This is a genomic window from Paenibacillus sp. UMB7766-LJ446 (assembly GCF_030226665.1).
In the GTDB taxonomy this organism is placed as follows: domain Bacteria; phylum Bacillota; class Bacilli; order Paenibacillales; family Paenibacillaceae; genus Paenibacillus; species Paenibacillus vandeheii.
On the sequence record NZ_JASOYM010000010.1, the window covers coordinates 171,943 to 187,742 of the forward strand.

Consider the following 15,800-nt stretch of genomic DNA (forward strand, 5'->3'; position numbering starts at 1 on the left):
GGTTCAAAAAATGAATACCCGCTTAGCTGGAGCTATATTTTCTGCTTTTATAATAACCGGAGCCGTGGCGGCTATCCCGGTGTTTTGCATCTGAAGATGAATATCGTCTGTAGTTGCGTTTGCCAGAGGAACTGCTATATCGCTTACGGTGCGAAGAAGATTTGGAATCCAAAAGTTTGCCTAACATTTTCCTGAGCATGAGGTTTCCCTCCTTTCGACTTCAGCCGTTTTAAGCATATACGGGGCTCCGTCGAAGCGGGTTTCGAATTTTTTAAAGGGGAATAGTATTCATTGAACAGGGGCTTGGCGTATAATAGGATGTTGAGGATTACACGGAATTTTTTATTTGGGGCATTTCGCGTTACAATAGAAGACAGGATAAGATTTTAACGGACAAGGAGAATCTGTAATGATTACGTTGAAGACTAAAGAACAAATAGAATATATGAAGAAGGCCGGAGAAATCCTTGCCGAATGCCATAGAGAAATCGCAGGAATGATCCGTCCAGGGATCACAACACAGGAAATCGATCAGTTTGCAGAAGCTTTTATGAAGAAAAATGGCGCTACGCCGGAACAAAAAGGATACAACGGGTACCAATATGCGACATGTGCGTCAGTTAATGATGTGATCTGTCACGGGTTCCCGGGAAAATATGTACTGAAGGATGGCGACATCGTTACGATTGATATGGTCGTGAATCTGAACGGCTGGTTGGCCGATTCCGCGTGGTCGTACGCGGTGGGTCAAGTGACTCCGGAAGCACAGCACCTGCTGGATGTCACCAAAACATCCCTTTACAAAGGGATTGAACTGGCAGTGGTTGGCAACCGGATCGGGGATATCTCCAATGCGATTCAGACATATGCGGAAGGTGAAGGTCTATCTGTCGTCCGTGAATTTATCGGTCACGGTATCGGTGAGAAGATGCATGAGGAACCGCAGGTGCCTCACTACGGCCCACCACACCGTGGTCCACGCCTTAAGGAAGGTATGGTTATTACGATTGAGCCCATGCTGAACATTGGTACGTATCGCAGCAAGCTGGACTCGGATGGTTGGACGGCACGTACCCAGGATGGAAGTCTGTCTGCCCAATACGAGCATACCATTGCCATTACTGCGGATGGCCCTGTGATTCTGACTGCTCAATAATCATTCCTGCCATCCATTGTATGGCTACAATGAGATGATATTTGCATATTTCCAGGCGGCCCACGTTTGTGATCCGCCTGTTTCGGTTTAAACTAATAAGAAGCGTTACACATAGAGCCGGTGGTGAAAGAGATCAGCTGACAGAGGGTTAACCCTGGTCCACTGGCAAGAAGGAGGTCATTTTGGTGTCTGAAAATAAACAGATCGTACTTGCATCGCGTCCCGAAGGTGCCCCATCCAAAGAAAACTTCCAATTCATTAATGCACCGCTTCCTGAGCCGGATGCAGGACAAGTCCTGGTACGTACACTATATTTGTCTGTAGACCCGTATATGCGGGGCCGCATGAAAGATACGAAATCTTATGCTCCCCCCTATGCATTGAATGAAGTGATTAAGGGCGGAACAATTGGTCAGGTGGTGGAGTCTTCGGAGCCCAATCTGCGCAAAGGGGATTTGGTATCCGGAATGTGGGGCTGGCAGCAGTATGCAGCCGTAAATACGGGAGACATTTCCCTGATTGATACAGGAGAGGCTCCACTTACAGCTTACCTGGGTGCGCTTGGCATGACCGGGTTGACCGCTTATTTTGGCATGGAAGATATCGGCAAGCCAAAGGACGGCGAAACGGTGGTGGTATCGGGAGCAGCCGGAGCGGTAGGTATGATAGCGGGGCAGATTGCCAAGATTGTAGGTGCAAGAGTCATCGGAATTGCGGGTTCTGACGAAAAATGTGCTTATCTGAAAGAAAAACTGGGATTCGATGTGGTGTTGAATTATAAGCGTGAAGAAGATATGTCTGCTGCCATAGAACGGGCTTGCCCGGCTGGCGTAGACGTGTATTTCGACAATGTTGGCGGTGAAATCTCTGATGCGGTATTGCGCCATATTAATCGGAATGCGCGTATTCCAATTTGTGGACAGATTTCGTCATATAATTTGGAGAAGCCGGACATCGGTATGCGCCCGCAGACGGTGCTGTTAACCAATACAGCACTGATGAAAGGCTTTTTGGTGGGCGACTATGCCAAATCCTTCAAAGAGGGCCGGGCCAAATTAGCGAAATGGGTTAAGGAAGGCCATATTCAATACGAAGAGAACATCGTGGAAGGTTTTGAGCACACGCCGGAAGCCTTTATGGGCCTTTTCTCCGGGGATAACCTGGGCAAACAGCTTGTAAAGGTTGCTGACCCCGAGTAAATCGGGCTGTGTAGTCAATAAGTCTTCCTGTAACACAACGAAGCACCGCGACAGAGTTGTGTGCGGTGCAAACGTTTGCTATCCCAACAACTATAACAAAAAGTTACAAGTGTCGGTTAGTTGAGGCGGATTTAATTTGATAGCGATGTTAAGAGAGTGCAGGCCGTGCTAGCGATAAGACCGAAGGCACGCCTGTCGGATCGACAGTCCGTAGAAGCTGGTATCCTATCCCTGAATAGCCAAGGAAAAATCCCGGCGTGGCTATTGCACGGGGCACGCCAGTTTGCCAATGACCAGTCAATTTTTTCTCGCGGATCACATGCTGAGCAAGTAGTCGGGCTTTTTTCAAGTCTTCTTGACGTCCTAGGATCAGCCCGGATTGGAGTAGAAACTCCTGAATGCCCATATCACCGTGACATAGACAGTGGCTTGCTCCGATGCCTCCATTCAGCGATGAGTGGATGGCAGTTTCGATTTCGTCCAGCATCACAGTGCGGCCGCCAAAGGACTCACTATCTTGAAGCAGGAGTAAACGACTCAGCCCGATTCCCGTGGAACCATGGCACCAGAACTTAGACGAGTGGGCTTCTGGAGCCTCCAATTTTCGCAGATCCGTCCAATTTTTTTTCGCCGAATCGTATAGCGAGCGGTCATACCTCAGTGCAGCTTCGGCTGCTTCCAGATAACGTGGATCGCCAATAATTCTGGCGAGTCGATTAAGCGACCAAGCTATGCCAGCCGAGCCATGTGCGAAGCCTCCCAAGGGTTGTTTACTTTTCAAGGGAGAAGGCCAGCCGAGCCCGTCTCCTACAGGTATCGCATATTCCAGCAGTCGGTCACCATAGAGGATGGCCGTGTCCAGTGCTTCTTCTACTCCTTGCTCATGGTAGAGATCTAATAGCACCGGTATGATACCTGCACCCCCACCCAGCACGTCATAGCAGTTGTCGAATGGCACGCCCATGCGTAGATGATTCAGGATCAGAGCTGTTTTTTCGCTCCAGTCCTCTTCACTCAAACCTAATCTGGACAAGTGCAGCATGCTGTACAGCACGGAAGCTTGTCCATAAAATGCCGAGCCGAAGCTCGTGTTATAGGGCAGCGAAGCAATGGATGTACGCATAGAACGTTGAGCGAGGTCACTATATTTACGTTGGCCTGTGAGACGTCCCAGTTGCGCCAGAAAAAGGGATGGCCCTGCTACTCCGTCATATAGACCACCTTTCATCGCTGCGACGTTCCATTGTCCCCTATAGTTCATACCGACTCCTACCCATGTGGCGTCATGTCCTCCAGCGCTAAAGATTGCTTCCCTTAGCAAGTAGTCACCGATTTCTGAAGCCTGTTCCAGAAAAGCATAATTCTGGTCAGGGGATTCTGCTGGCTGGTCGGTGGATGCTTCCGTTTCTTCAAGCTTTATTAAAGTTTTACTCTTGTTGCAGCATCCCTGTCCTGTTGTACGCCAGTCAGCTGAGCCGAGAATGGAAGAAATGATCCAGTCTACCTGTCGCTCCTCTTCGTCATCTAAGGACAGCAGACGCTTCACCGCTAAATCATAGCTGGAAGAGGCAAAGAATCCAGGAATACGATGGCCTCGGCTATCGAACAGATCAAGTGAAGAAGGGGTCGTAGTGAAGTAGGGAATGTCGCCATATAGCAGATCCTGTCGTTCCGAAGCAATAGCACGTGGATCGAGTACTGTAAACCAGAGACGGTCCATTAGGAGTTCGCGTTTAAAAGCATCGCGTGTATAATTCGGATGTCCCGATTCCATCAAAAAGTTCGCATAGAACTGTGTAGCTCTCAAAATAATTCTCACGGTGTCGTTTGCGAAAGGTGCGAGTGGACCATTATTCTTGTCAAGTAGCAGCGTCCGATTGCGACGAAAAATTGAACATGCTTGTCGGAAACCTTCCACAATATGATCCACATACTTGGCTGCATGTGTTGGAATATTATTCAGCATAGGGATGTTTTCTGATCCCTTGGTAGACTTGGCCTTGCGTACGAAACGCATCTCGTCCGTTTCGTCGTTTTCGACTTGAAGTACCGGGAATGGAAGTACTTGCTCACCACCACCTATACCGCTCATTTCGACTCCGAATCCTTCCTCGTTCTGATACAGTAGTAGTGGGAGTAGCCCCGTGCCGATGACCGAATCGACGATCTTTTTCTTGGCTTCCACATCGGCTGTATCCGGGAAATGAAGTGTAGGTGTATTGTGAAACACCGTTTCCAGGTCGATTGGGGTCGGGTGTTCGCCGGATGCAATCACGTTCTCCATGTGGAAATCAGTGCCGCGCATACTGTATAGTATGGCGAGCAAGCCACCAAGCCGAGTGTAATAGCATTCTACCTCGTCTGAATTCGTACAGCCCCTCTGCACGATAAACTCTTCCCACCCGTAGTTTTCCTGATCTAGCACCCGCATCGGTTTGAATTCGGGATGGAATCCTTGACTGTTCATCCAACCAAGAAAATCACTGAAGTGTTTCGAGGCTCCGAGTGGTTTTGGCTTATAGACCAGTTCGGTACCATCTTCCAATTGCATGCGAATGACGGAACGACCCTCCTGGTGTGCATCGCCCATACCGGCTACAAACGATTGCAAGCGACCACAATCTTGTGGCAGCCCAAGTGTCAGGATCAATTTGGGGCGGTCTGCGGTAAAACGCTCCATCGCTTCCAATGTTGCGTTGACGATAAATATCGTTCGGATCATCAACATACGGGCGAGCATAGGATACTCATTGTATAAAAATTCGATCTGAGCTGTATCCCACAACTTTCTTTCTACGAAACTGCGAAATCGTTCTTCAGGGGTATCCCCGTATAGCTCACCCATCTGCTTGGCTACATGAAGTTCCAGGACGAACGTTCGCGCCCCAAACTGTAATAGACACTCCGCTAGATCTTGAAGAAGCTTCTCTCTTAAACGATCCACATCTGCAATCAAGCGTACTTCTGTGCATTCGTCCGCGAAGGTATCCCATTGTCGAGCTGCCCAGAGCAGGAAAGGACGGAATGCTGAAATCAGCTTGGTCGGAGCTCCACTTTGCAGAGGGATGGAGCGATTCAGAAGCAACGCCTCTTCCCATTCTTTAAGTCCGATTCGCACGTGCTCTTTTGCTACCGAATTATTTGTGCTCAGTGCTTTGGTATTCAACGAAAGCAGAAGCAGATTACCAAACTCTTCTTCACTCAAGCCCGACGCATTCAGGCGAGCCTGATATTGGTTATCATCTAGTAGTAGAGCTTCATTCCTCCAATGGTCTATTGCTGTTTTACGCGCTTCTGCTTGATTCTCAGACTGGTCCAATGTGTCCAAAAAGTCTTTCCGCTCTTCAAAAAAGAGAGCTGAAGCATTCAGAGCACTATATTTGGAATCGTGCGATTGAGTCGTTAGAGTAGACATCATAATTCCCCCCCGATTCATATGATGGGTTCATCATAACAAGAATGAATCAGAGATTGCACTTCGCAAAATAGCAATTTATGATTCATAATCAAGAATTCAGAGCAACGCCAAAAAGTGTACAACCCAGTGGTTGTACACTTCGCAACAACTCAAAATGAATCGATAATCCTGTGAGAATCTTCGTGATGATTTAACAGCTTTTGATTGTTAGAACGATTGTAACACCTACCGCGATCCCGCCGCCTACAGCTGCGCAAGTTGCTGAAGACGCAGCAACGGTTGCAGCAACCGCACATACAGGAGTTGTCTCTGGTTGTACATCACCGCCGCCAAACACACGAGACAGTTCAGCATGACTCAGTTCAACTAATGCTTCTCCTGCCGGATTCGCACTTTCTAGGGCGTTTAGGACGTCTTCTCTTTTCATTTTAAATTCCTCCATATTTTTTATTTTGTTTTTTAGTAACAAAGTAAGGAAGGCATGATCTCATTAACAACTTGTCACCGAGAGAATAACTCCGATTCCAACACCTACGAGGAATCCGCATAATGGCGTAGTTTCCGGTTGTACATCGGCGCCGCCGTGTACTCGCATCAATTCTTCCTGACTCAGCTCTACCAGAGTCTCTCCCACTGGACTTTGCGTTTCAAGAAAACGAAGTGCATGTTCACGATTCATATCCGATCACCTCCTCTCGTGCTTGGTGTGTTGTTCATGGCTTAATCTTACTGGGCATGAGCCTTTCGCGGTACTACGCAAAATGGCAGAAATTAACTTGCTTTGTACAACGCAATAGGAGCCAGACAACCCGCAGTTCATATCGCAAGAAAATGGCGTAATCTGCAGAGGTTGTTTTCGGTGCGAAACCACGCAGGAGCCTCTATGATGAAGCTCAAGCACCTCAATAAACGATAGGAGTGAAATGGCTATGCATCTAAGTGAGAAAGAAAAGGAAGTTGCGATTTTGGTTGCACAGGGTATGAAGGACATAGAAATTGCACAGCGCTTATTTATCAGTCGTAGACGTGTAGGTGAGATTATCTTCTCCATTAAAGTCAAATGGGAGATTATCTCCCGGGTACAGATCGGCATCCTTGCTTGCCATCTTGGATGGGTCTGCCCACCTGTAGATGCTCTCTATGATGAGGTGCGACAACACAAGCGGGGGCTGACTTATGCCTAGATTAAGGGTCCCTTTTATTGAGCAGATGGAGGATTCAGAATGCGGAATTGCCTGTGTCGCAATGATTATGGCAAGTTACGGTTGCCGTGTTTCGTTACACGAGATCAGGGAACGCTTCGGCGTTGTTCGTGGTGGGAGTTCACTTCTGCAACTGATCACGATTTCTTCCGGCTATTCCATGAAGAGTAAAGCATATCGAGCTGACGTTGACGAGCTACGCAAACTGCCACTCCCCGCAATTGCCCATTGGGAAAATAAGCATTTTGTCGTCATCGAAAAAGTAGGCAAACACAAGGTCACGATTGTAGATCCTTCATTTGGACGCAGGACGCTCTCTTTGGTAGAAATGCGTGAAAAGTATAGTGGACATATACTTTGTTTAGCACCAGATAATGGGTTTGAGCAGCGAAAAGGGAGAAATAACTGGGGATTTTTCATCAAGCTTGCAATTAAACAACCGAAATGGTTAATCGGAATTCTGTGTGTGTCTCTTATTCTGCAAAGTTTTGGTCTGATTGCACCTAAGCTGACTGCCTATATTACAGACAGTCTTTTAATGGATATGGCTCGAGATCAGATTTCCTTGATCGGATTTGCTCTTCTTTCGCTGTTTGTTTTCTACGAAGCTTTTTGTATGTTGAGAGGTTGGTCTGTCGCCAGACTTCAAAGTGTAATGGATTTGAGTATGATGCAGACTTTCATTGGACGCTTGTTCCGACTTCCTTATTCTTTTTTTGAATCCCGCACAGGCGGCGAGTTGATGTTTCGAACTAATGCGAACGTATACATACGGCAGATTCTGTCGAATCGCATGGTGACGGTCGTAATCGACTTCATTTTGCTGATATCTTATGCTGTGCTGATGCTGGTGGAATCGAGTTCACTCGCATTATTGGTCATCAGTGTGGGAATTGGAATATTCTTGGTATTAATCTTGACGACACTAGTGACCAGGAAGTTCTCCAGTCGCGAAATCACCGAGCAAAGTCGGACACAAAGTTTTCTCGCTGAATGTATCTACGGGATCACGGATATCAAGCTTGCAGGTGCAGAAGATCGGATTTTCAATTCATGGCGCGGGTTGTTTACGGGGCAATTAGCGGTAACACAAAAGCGCAATGTTTGGGTCTCATTGCTTGAGTCCTTTTCGACTGGAATTCAGTTCATACTGCCGTTGCTGCTGCTGTGGTCTGGAAGCCATGCTGTGTGGAGTGGACAGATGACACTTGGCAGTCTACTGGGATTTAACGCACTTGCGATGGCTTTCATGATCCCCATCGTCTCACTGGGCTCAGCTTATACACAGTTGCTTACGGTCAGTTCTTATTTGCAGCGCATCTACGATGTAATTGAAGCGAAGCCTGAGCAAGAAGAAAATGGCGAAGTCGTAGAACGATTGAGTGGCCAGATCGAATTGGATCATGTCTCTTACCGATACACCCCTTTTTCAGCTGAAGCAGTGCAACAACTGGATTTTCAGATCGAACCTGGTCAGAAAATTGCAATCGTTGGTCCTTCCGGTTCAGGCAAAACAACACTGGCCAAACTATTGCTTGGCTTCTATATGCCGACCGAAGGCGAGGTACGTTATGACGGGCGTTCGTTAAAAAACATGGATTTGCAGTCGCTACGAAAACGTGTGGGTTCGATTTTGCAGGACACACGACTGTTCCAACGAACTGTGGAAGAAAACATACGTATGCTGAACGACTCAATAACATTGGAACAGGTCGTACAGGCCGCCATCAAGGCGAATATCCATGAGGAAATTCTCAAGCTCCCGCTTGGTTATTCGACGATGGTGTCTGAAAGTGGTGCGAACCTATCGGGTGGACAGAGACAGCGGTTACTTCTGGCTAGAGCTATTGTAACTGAGCCTCATATTCTGCTGCTGGATGAAGCGACCAGTGCACTCGATAATTTATCCCAAGCCAGAATTGAAGAAGCTTTGTCGCAGATGAACTGTACACGGATCGTTATTGCCCATCGTTTGAGTACAGTGATTGATGCCGACAAAATCGTTGTAATGGACAGAGGATGCATCGTGGAAAGTGGTAGCCATATGCAGCTAATCAGTCAGAAAGGGTTATATTACCAACTATATATGAATAAGGGGGAAAAAGAGCATGAACTGGCAGTCTAAAGTTAATAATTTGAAGGTTTACGTTTTGTCCTTATCTATGGCCTTGTCAGCTGGATTAGTAGGAATATCAGGCGTAGCAGTGACGGGAGTAGCTGATGCCTCTGCGGCCATGGAGCTTAGTGTAACAGGGGATTCATACAGTAGACTTATCTTATTCAAGGAAGGTATGTTTCCAGAGCAAGCAGCTACTCTTTTAGAGGGATGGAAAGATATCCAAGCTACTATAGTGCCAGAAACAGGGCTATTACGGTTGAGTGGGTCCTCCCCCACACTCGTGAGAGAAGCGGAGTTAGCTGTTCTACAAGCATTCACAGATGTGGTGGAGTACACTGGCAGTGATCCGAAACTGGAACTTAAATTGGACGATTCAGAAGTGATTGCTGCTGCGCTCACTCCACAGGCTGTGCAACAAAATCTAGCAGATATTCAAGACATGGGAGAGAGCCCGAAATTAGATAAGTCAATATTCAAAACAATGGATTTCGAAGGATTAAATGCTAATCGTGGCGAAGAAACAGTTAGGGCAGAGGAGCTATTATATGAGAAATGGGGCTGGGACATCAAAGAAGTAACTGATGATTGGAAAAGTTATGATATTCAACGCGGAAGCCGGGATGTGGTTATCGCTGTGGTGGATAGTGGAATCGATGCTTCTCATCCTGATCTAAAGGATAGCCTTATCGGAACCGGGAAATCATTTGTGCCTGGCATAGAGTCCACTGATGATAACCTTGGACACGGGACGATGATTGCTGGAACGATCTCTGCGGATGGAAAGCTGCTTGGTGTGGGACCCGGGCTTGGATTGGTTCCTTATAAAGTATTCGATACGGGAAAGGCGGATAGTTCTTGGGTCGTTGAGGCCATAGTAGAGGCGGTAAACGATAACGTCGATGTGATTAATCTCAGTTTAGGGACTTATAAGTCTTTATTGAAGCCTGATGACCAAGCAGCGCTACTCGCTTATGAACGAGCGTTGGCATATGCTCAATTAAAAGGGGTGACTGTGGTAGCTTCCTCTGGTACAGATGGGCTTAATATTGGTGATCCATCCAGTCTTGCCCAAGCGCTCAAATGGGATGCATTTGATGCTGCCGTTCATGCACCTGGCGGTTTAGCTGGTGTCATCACTGTCTCTGCCTACAATCGTCAGCATGAAAAATCTTTTTATTCGAATTATGGTTTGCGTGATATGATTGCATCTCCGGGTGGGGATTATGGGAGTACCTGGTTCACCAAAGGTGAGCTGAACTTAACGAGTATGTGCTTGACGACATATCCTACCCATCTTCCGCAGTCAGAACTAAGCAAGCTGGTGGGTCTGCCAGTCGGTTATGAATTTATGATAGGGACCAGTCTGTCTGCTCCCAAGGTGGCTGCTTCAGCGGGGCTACTGATCGCTGAAGCGAAAGAGCAGGGTTACAGACTGAGTCCATCTGCGGTGAAAGATATATTATTTGAGACGGCAACTGATTATGGGGAACCTGGAGCCGATGAAGTATTCGGTGTAGGTGGTGTGAATGTATACGCAGCACTAATGCGGTTGAACCCATGAACGGGCGAATTCAAGCAAGAAAAGCTCTCTATGAAAAGTATATGGAGCAGTTGATTCATGAGAGAATGAATATGCTTGGAAGACTATTTCTGGAGATGAGTGCGTTTGAAATACTAGCAGGAACTCAAGAGATGGACGTTATGTTTGGAGATTCAGGGGAAGACAGCCCCATGGCGTAGGAGGAAGTGTTTTGAAAAAGAACCTGCTGGTTTTTGTTGGAGTGACGATTGTTTTCGCTCTGGCTACTTCGTTTTTGCTGGGGGATACAGAAGGTATACCAACACTAGGAGGGTGGGGGGGAGTGTTGTCGCTTCTTACCCTCTTGCTCAATATTGCAATTGCACTGGTAATAGCTGTTATGTTACATGAATTCGGGCATATCCTCGGTGCACTGTTTATGGGAAACCGAGTTACCCATCTGATATTTGGACCATTTCTGTTTTCATTTTCACCGTTTCACCTCGAATGGAAATGGAAACAAGCCTACTTTTTTGGAGCAATGAAAGCGGAAGTCGCTGCTTATGAGGACGAGCGCACATTTGCCTCATCAATACGAGCTCAACGCGTAATTTCTTCGGCTGGTCCGACGTTTAGTTTGCTTCTCGGTCTGCTTGCTCTGAAGCTCTCATCCGATTTTCTCAGCCTGTGGGGGCTGATTGGTCTTTTGTCAGTCGCCATCGGTATCGGTACGTTATTTACAGATGGAACAAACGCTCTTTTGCTCGGTAGACGCAACTATTCACTTTTCTTTGCTTGGAATGCGTTGATTACTGCCAGCGCTATGGACGTCAGGAAGCTGGATTTTCTGCTTAAGGATTCACGGCGGTATCTGTATGAAGTAGCGGAGAGAAATGATACTAAATGGAGCAAAGATCTGCATAATCTGAATGTTTTATATTTTTACACAGCGATGCAGGGTGAAAGAAATCATGAAGATATTTTAGTCACCAGGCTGATAAAGAATTTAGTCGAATTTTGGCAAGAAATAAGGACAACCCCCTTACACCAGAATACAGTAGCAATGATTCTGTCTGAAGAGGTCATTCGATTGAAAGAAGTGAGTGACCATAGGGGGGCGGACATTCTCTTACATCTTCTGCTCAACAAGCAGGTACTGGATCCATTGTCTTTACTCAAAGTGGAGGCTTTTACCCATTGTTCGGATGAAAGAGCGGATTCATACTTGAGTTATATTCGAAGTATGTATTCCCCGTTGCATCCTTACGGCGCATTACTCAGTTTTGAAGAACAGCGCCTAAAGACTTTAGAACAAGGTAGACTTCTGAATAAATCTTAAGTGGAGCTCTTCTGGCTACTATATAGCCAGAGGAGTTTTTTTGTCTTTAATTATTAGGAAGTTGATCTAAAAAAGATAAATATGATATCTTATTGGAAAATATATTCAAAATGGAAAAAAAGAGAATAAGGAGGATGTGTTATGGTGGAAGACATGAAGATCGAACAGATATTGTGCCAGGCTATAGAGAAAGAATTTACAGATGAGGTACTTTGCAAGCAAGCAGTGGAATGTGTCTTGTACAAGTTGCAAGGTGGAACTAAAATCGGAAATCTGACAAGTTTGCACTATCAAATCTATGGTGGTGAAGGCAAAGCGATTTATAGGGCGGTCGCTGCCGTCGAATTGCTTTTGCTCGCGCTAGACATGATCGATGATCTTCAAGATCGTGATAATACAGTGGCCGTTTGGAGCTTCATTCCACAAGAGTGTGTACTAAATATTGCGCTTGGTTTCGTATTCTTGTCCCAACATCTCTTGCTGGATAGCGACTTTGAGACCACGAGAAAATATAAGGCTGCCGCTCTGCTGAACACCCAGGCTATAAAAGCGGTAAACGGTCAGATGATGGATTTGACAAGCCGGATTCTCAGCGAAAGTGAGTATATACAAACAGTTGTCGACAAATCAGCATCCTTGATTGTGATGGCTTGTCAAATAGGTACGGTTCTCGCATGTGGAGAGAGCCGTGTGGAAGTAGAAGAATACGCCGAGCAGTTGGGTTTAGCTGCTCAGATCAAAAATGATATTTTGGATGTGATGAATCGGGAAGGGAAGAACGACTTTTGGAATCGAAAAAAAACCCTTCCTGTGCTTGCTTTAATCGCGCATCTGAATGGGCAATCCCACTGGGTGATTGATTATTTTGAAGGTCGATTAACGTACAAACAAGTTTGCAACAGAATAAACGAGCTACTAGAGTTATTGGAGAATTCCGGTGCATTAACATATGCTTCTGTTCATATGCGCATCGCTTATTATCGTTATCTCCGGTTGGTTGAGCAGTTGCCCATTCAAGATGGGTTCAAGAAACGTTTATCTGCTGTGATAGAATCCTGATGCCTGTGTAAAGAGGATTGCAGGTAAAGTTGCAGATCACGCAACAGAGCGCAAATTCTTTTGCGGGAATTACAATGTGGGTTGTCGTTTCATGTTCTTTGTTGTACTGATATAGTAAAAACAAGCCGGACAACCGCAGTTCATACATCAGAAGATCATCTCATACTCGTATGCAGCCGGCGTAGAATATATTAGGAATGGGATTTAATGCTCATCAAACTAAACTACGATACAGGAGGCTGACTGGAATGTTGAAGGAAGCTATTGAGATGTTGATGAAGGAAAAAAATGCGTGTAACAGTTTGAAAAGTGGACAATTGTTTTTCGCCGGACTAGGGGAGATCGAACACCGAGCATTACTGGATGTGTTCACTTTTCGATCGGAAGGTCGCTCCATCACCAGTCAGCAGATTTCAAACTGGGGCGATTAAATCATACATAAAATAGGTTGGAGGATTTTGAATTGAGGAAAGGGAATTGGCTAGCCGCAGTTTTGATATACATCGTCATTGTCGTATATGATATCCTCCTCGTTGTTGGGTCACCTTTAATTCATATTGAAGTTGAGACAGATGTAACTGGGTATTATAAAGTGAGCTCTGTTGGCGATGAGGGATGGGGTCGAGCTTATATGGAGCCAGGAGACGTCGTGATTGCCATCGACGGGGCTTCACCAGCGAGAAATTTCACTGTTCAACATTACGGAAGGATTGAACGAGCTGAGTCGATTACCAAAATAGGGGCAGATGGAAAGGAGCAGCTTCTGACGATCCAGAAGCTGCCTTTGCATGTATCACTACTTTCCATTAAAGGTCCACTGAGTGCGTCTGTACTTTTTCTTTTTTTCGTCGCCGTAATGGGGCGCTACCGACGGAAAGATTCATCGGCATTTCTTTTGGCGCTCTTCTTTCTGTTCACAGTTCTAGCCTATCTGGGTGGTTATACTACAGACCGATACGAACCTTTTGGACGTCTTTTTTTCTATTTATCCTTTCTAATGGTACCGATTCTATTTATTCACTTTATGAATAGCTATCTAAGAAAGTTTGAAGAACGGTTTATATCCAAACCCTGGCTTGTTCTGTTTTATATCTGCATCGTGTTCCACATAGTCATGAGGTCGATCCGTGAACTCATTGACGTGGAATTCTACTCTTATGGATCGACATTACTTATTTTATTTTTTGCGATACCCAACATTCTAATTGTCGCGAAGCTAATTCACAAGTATCGCAAACATCGCTTGGATCATTTGCATTCGTTGTTCAAATTGACGTTAATTGCACATACGCTGGCCTTTCTCCCGTTTGTCTGTCTGTACAGCCTGCCATCACTGATCAATTATCCAATTGTATCTAACGATGTGGCTGCAGCCTTCTTGTTAACATTGCCGATTATTTATATATATATGCTGACAACGAGAAGGATGTTTGATGTTGATTTTATACTAAACCGCTTTATTTATCATGCTCTTCTTGCCATAATACCTTCTGCGTTGATGGCCACGCTTGGGATGTGGATAGCCAATAGCGGAGGGCCGAACGGGATTGATGGCATCCGTATGTTTCTCTTGTTTTATTTCCTTCTGGTTATTACGCTGTTTGTCAAGGAAAATATGGATCGTCGAGTGAAGAAAAAATTGGGTAGTCGTCTGGATATAAGGGACAGTTTTGAACGATTCTCTCACAATGTATCGCGTGTCATGAAACGCTCTGACCTTGAGAAAGCATTGGAGCAGGAAATAAATTCTTCGCTTCCTGTGTTAGATATGGCTTTCTTCGATTGGGATATGCATCAAACCGAAGTGCGGATTGATCAATTGAGGAAGACAGAGCGTACTGAACTGGCAAGTGAGTTACGGAAAAAAATGAATCGAATCGCTCCAGGATATCTGTTGACCATGTCTCGTGGCATTTGTCTTGTTATTGGAAAGCGTCAGGATTCTTTGTATATACTCTGGATTGACGACAAAGCAAATCATACACGATTTAACCCGGACGAACGGAACTGGCTCAGTACGTTAGCCAATTATAGCGCTATTGTTTATGAAAATCTTTACTTAATTGAAGGGCTAATCGTGGATATGGAGACGGAAATACAAAAGAACAGTCATGCTCCATCCTGGGTGCTTCGGCTAATCTTCAACTTGTCTGAAAATGAGCGACGACGCTTGGCTTCAGATCTGCATGACTCTGCCCTGCAGGATCAGATCATCTGGCTTCGGCGGTTAGAGACAGCTATTATTGATGAAGAGATGTCTGAAGGTTTACGTAATGAACTGGAACAGATTAAGGAAGGGCTACTTGATGTCATTCATCAGATCCGCGAGACCTGTAATGAATTGCGCCCTCCACTTTTAATGGAAATGGGACTTACTCAAGCTTTGGAACAGTTGTTTATTGAAACTCAGACACGCATGGATTATGTGATAGATTTCTCGACAGAATCCGTTGATGGACTGCTTGATGACGAACAGACGCTAGCCATTTATAGAATCACTCAGGAGCTACTTCGAAACGCAGCCAAGCATTCGCGGGCTGCGAGAGTTGAGATTGGCATTAGATTGGAGGAGGGGGTGCTACATTATACATATCGTGACAATGGAATAGGGATGCAAGAGTCGGTGACAGAGGACTCATTTAGTCATATGGGGATATCGGGAATAAAAGAGCGCGTCCGTAGCTTTGAGGGAAGCCTGGATTGGTACTCACAGCCTGGAAAAGGACTATTCGCCGTAATCCGGTTGCCGATCCGTAGTCATGCTGTAACCAGAGCAGATGAAGGATAAA

At 45.8% G+C, this 15,800-nt stretch carries 14 protein-coding genes; 10 read left to right on the forward strand and 4 right to left on the reverse strand.

The genetic code is table 11. From position 1 onward, the window contains the following. Positions 1-22 precede the first annotated feature (22 nt). Positions 23-199 (reverse strand): hypothetical protein, encoded by a 177-nt coding sequence (locus QP794_RS22965; RefSeq protein ID WP_173405241.1) that lies wholly within the window; start codon positions 197-199, stop codon positions 23-25. 210 nt (positions 200-409) lie between these two features. Here QP794_RS22965 and map point away from each other — a divergent pair, with 210 nt between their 5' ends. Beyond that, a complete protein-coding gene (gene map, locus QP794_RS22970; protein WP_285079048.1) occupies positions 410-1,156 on the forward strand; it encodes a type I methionyl aminopeptidase in 747 nt (248 codons plus the stop codon). Between the two features lie 185 nt (positions 1,157-1,341). Beyond that, positions 1,342-2,355: an NADP-dependent oxidoreductase gene (locus QP794_RS22975; RefSeq protein ID WP_285079049.1), complete on the forward strand. Its 1,014-nt coding sequence runs from the start codon at positions 1,342-1,344 to the stop codon at positions 2,353-2,355. A 148-nt stretch (positions 2,356-2,503) separates the two neighbouring features. On the opposite strand, the gene QP794_RS22980 is transcribed toward QP794_RS22975, so the two are convergent. From QP794_RS22980 to QP794_RS22990, 3 genes are all read right to left on the reverse strand, one after another. Further along, positions 2,504-5,773, reverse strand: coding sequence for a type 2 lanthipeptide synthetase LanM family protein (locus QP794_RS22980; RefSeq protein ID WP_285079050.1), 3,270 nt, complete (start codon positions 5,771-5,773; stop codon positions 2,504-2,506). Between the two features lie 190 nt (positions 5,774-5,963). After that, on the reverse strand, positions 5,964-6,200 hold the full coding sequence (locus QP794_RS22985) for a mersacidin family lantibiotic (RefSeq protein WP_094938128.1): 237 nt from the start codon (positions 6,198-6,200) through the stop codon (positions 5,964-5,966). A 63-nt stretch (positions 6,201-6,263) separates the two neighbouring features. Next, complete coding sequence (locus QP794_RS22990) at positions 6,264-6,452, reverse strand: mersacidin family lantibiotic (protein WP_094938127.1); 189 nt, start codon at positions 6,450-6,452, stop codon at positions 6,264-6,266. Between the two features lie 244 nt (positions 6,453-6,696). Between QP794_RS22990 and QP794_RS22995 the strand changes: the two genes are divergently transcribed. The 8 genes from QP794_RS22995 to QP794_RS23030 all read left to right on the forward strand — a co-directional run bounded on the left by QP794_RS22995 (position 6,697) and on the right by QP794_RS23030 (position 15,799). Next, positions 6,697-6,957, forward strand: coding sequence for a helix-turn-helix domain-containing protein (locus QP794_RS22995; protein ID WP_094938126.1), 261 nt, complete (start codon positions 6,697-6,699; stop codon positions 6,955-6,957). After that, complete coding sequence (locus QP794_RS23000; protein WP_285079051.1) at positions 6,950-9,100, forward strand: peptidase domain-containing ABC transporter; 2,151 nt, start codon at positions 6,950-6,952, stop codon at positions 9,098-9,100. The genes QP794_RS22995 and QP794_RS23000 overlap by 8 nt, the downstream gene beginning before the upstream one ends. Continuing rightward, entirely contained in the window at positions 9,084-10,655 is a 1,572-nt protein-coding gene (locus QP794_RS23005) for a S8 family serine peptidase (protein ID WP_285079052.1), read from the forward strand. The genes QP794_RS23000 and QP794_RS23005 overlap by 17 nt, the downstream gene beginning before the upstream one ends. Beyond that, the gene (locus QP794_RS23010; RefSeq protein ID WP_094938123.1) at positions 10,652-10,834 is read left to right on the forward strand and encodes a hypothetical protein; all 183 of its coding nucleotides are present in this window, start codon (positions 10,652-10,654) and stop codon (positions 10,832-10,834) included. Before QP794_RS23005 ends, QP794_RS23010 begins: the two co-directional genes overlap by 4 nt. Positions 10,835-10,845: 11 nt before the next feature. Beyond that, positions 10,846-11,952 (forward strand): site-2 protease family protein, encoded by a 1,107-nt coding sequence (locus QP794_RS23015; protein ID WP_094938122.1) that lies wholly within the window; start codon positions 10,846-10,848, stop codon positions 11,950-11,952. 141 nt (positions 11,953-12,093) lie between these two features. Beyond that, on the forward strand, positions 12,094-13,011 hold the full coding sequence (locus QP794_RS23020; RefSeq protein ID WP_285079053.1) for a polyprenyl synthetase family protein: 918 nt from the start codon (positions 12,094-12,096) through the stop codon (positions 13,009-13,011). Positions 13,012-13,259: 248 nt separating this feature from the next. Then, complete coding sequence (comX, locus tag QP794_RS23025; RefSeq protein WP_094938120.1) at positions 13,260-13,442, forward strand: competence pheromone ComX; 183 nt, start codon at positions 13,260-13,262, stop codon at positions 13,440-13,442. Positions 13,443-13,474: 32 nt separating this feature from the next. Continuing rightward, positions 13,475-15,799, forward strand: coding sequence for a sensor histidine kinase (locus QP794_RS23030; protein WP_285079054.1), 2,325 nt, complete (start codon positions 13,475-13,477; stop codon positions 15,797-15,799). The last annotated feature ends 1 nt before the right edge of the window (position 15,800 follow it).

Bases quoted from the DNA above. Each gene is read 5' to 3' on its own strand.
- QP794_RS22985 (WP_094938128.1), bottom strand. From the start codon at position 6,200: ATGAAAAGAGAAGACGTCCTAAACGCCCTAGAAAGTGCGAATCCGGCA.
- QP794_RS22980 (WP_285079050.1), bottom strand. From the start codon at position 5,773: ATGATGTCTACTCTAACGACTCAATCGCACGATTCCAAATATAGTGCT.
- comX (WP_094938120.1), top strand. From the start codon at position 13,260: ATGTTGAAGGAAGCTATTGAGATGTTGATGAAGGAAAAAAATGCGTGT.
- QP794_RS22995 (WP_094938126.1), top strand. From the start codon at position 6,697: ATGGCTATGCATCTAAGTGAGAAAGAAAAGGAAGTTGCGATTTTGGTT.
- QP794_RS23020 (WP_285079053.1), top strand. From the start codon at position 12,094: ATGGTGGAAGACATGAAGATCGAACAGATATTGTGCCAGGCTATAGAG.
- QP794_RS23000 (WP_285079051.1), top strand. From the start codon at position 6,950: ATGCCTAGATTAAGGGTCCCTTTTATTGAGCAGATGGAGGATTCAGAA.
- QP794_RS22965 (WP_173405241.1), bottom strand. From the start codon at position 199: ATGCTCAGGAAAATGTTAGGCAAACTTTTGGATTCCAAATCTTCTTCG.
- map (WP_285079048.1), top strand. From the start codon at position 410: ATGATTACGTTGAAGACTAAAGAACAAATAGAATATATGAAGAAGGCC.
- QP794_RS23005 (WP_285079052.1), top strand. From the start codon at position 9,084: ATGAACTGGCAGTCTAAAGTTAATAATTTGAAGGTTTACGTTTTGTCC.
- QP794_RS23010 (WP_094938123.1), top strand. From the start codon at position 10,652: ATGAACGGGCGAATTCAAGCAAGAAAAGCTCTCTATGAAAAGTATATG.
- QP794_RS22990 (WP_094938127.1), bottom strand. From the start codon at position 6,452: ATGAATCGTGAACATGCACTTCGTTTTCTTGAAACGCAAAGTCCAGTG.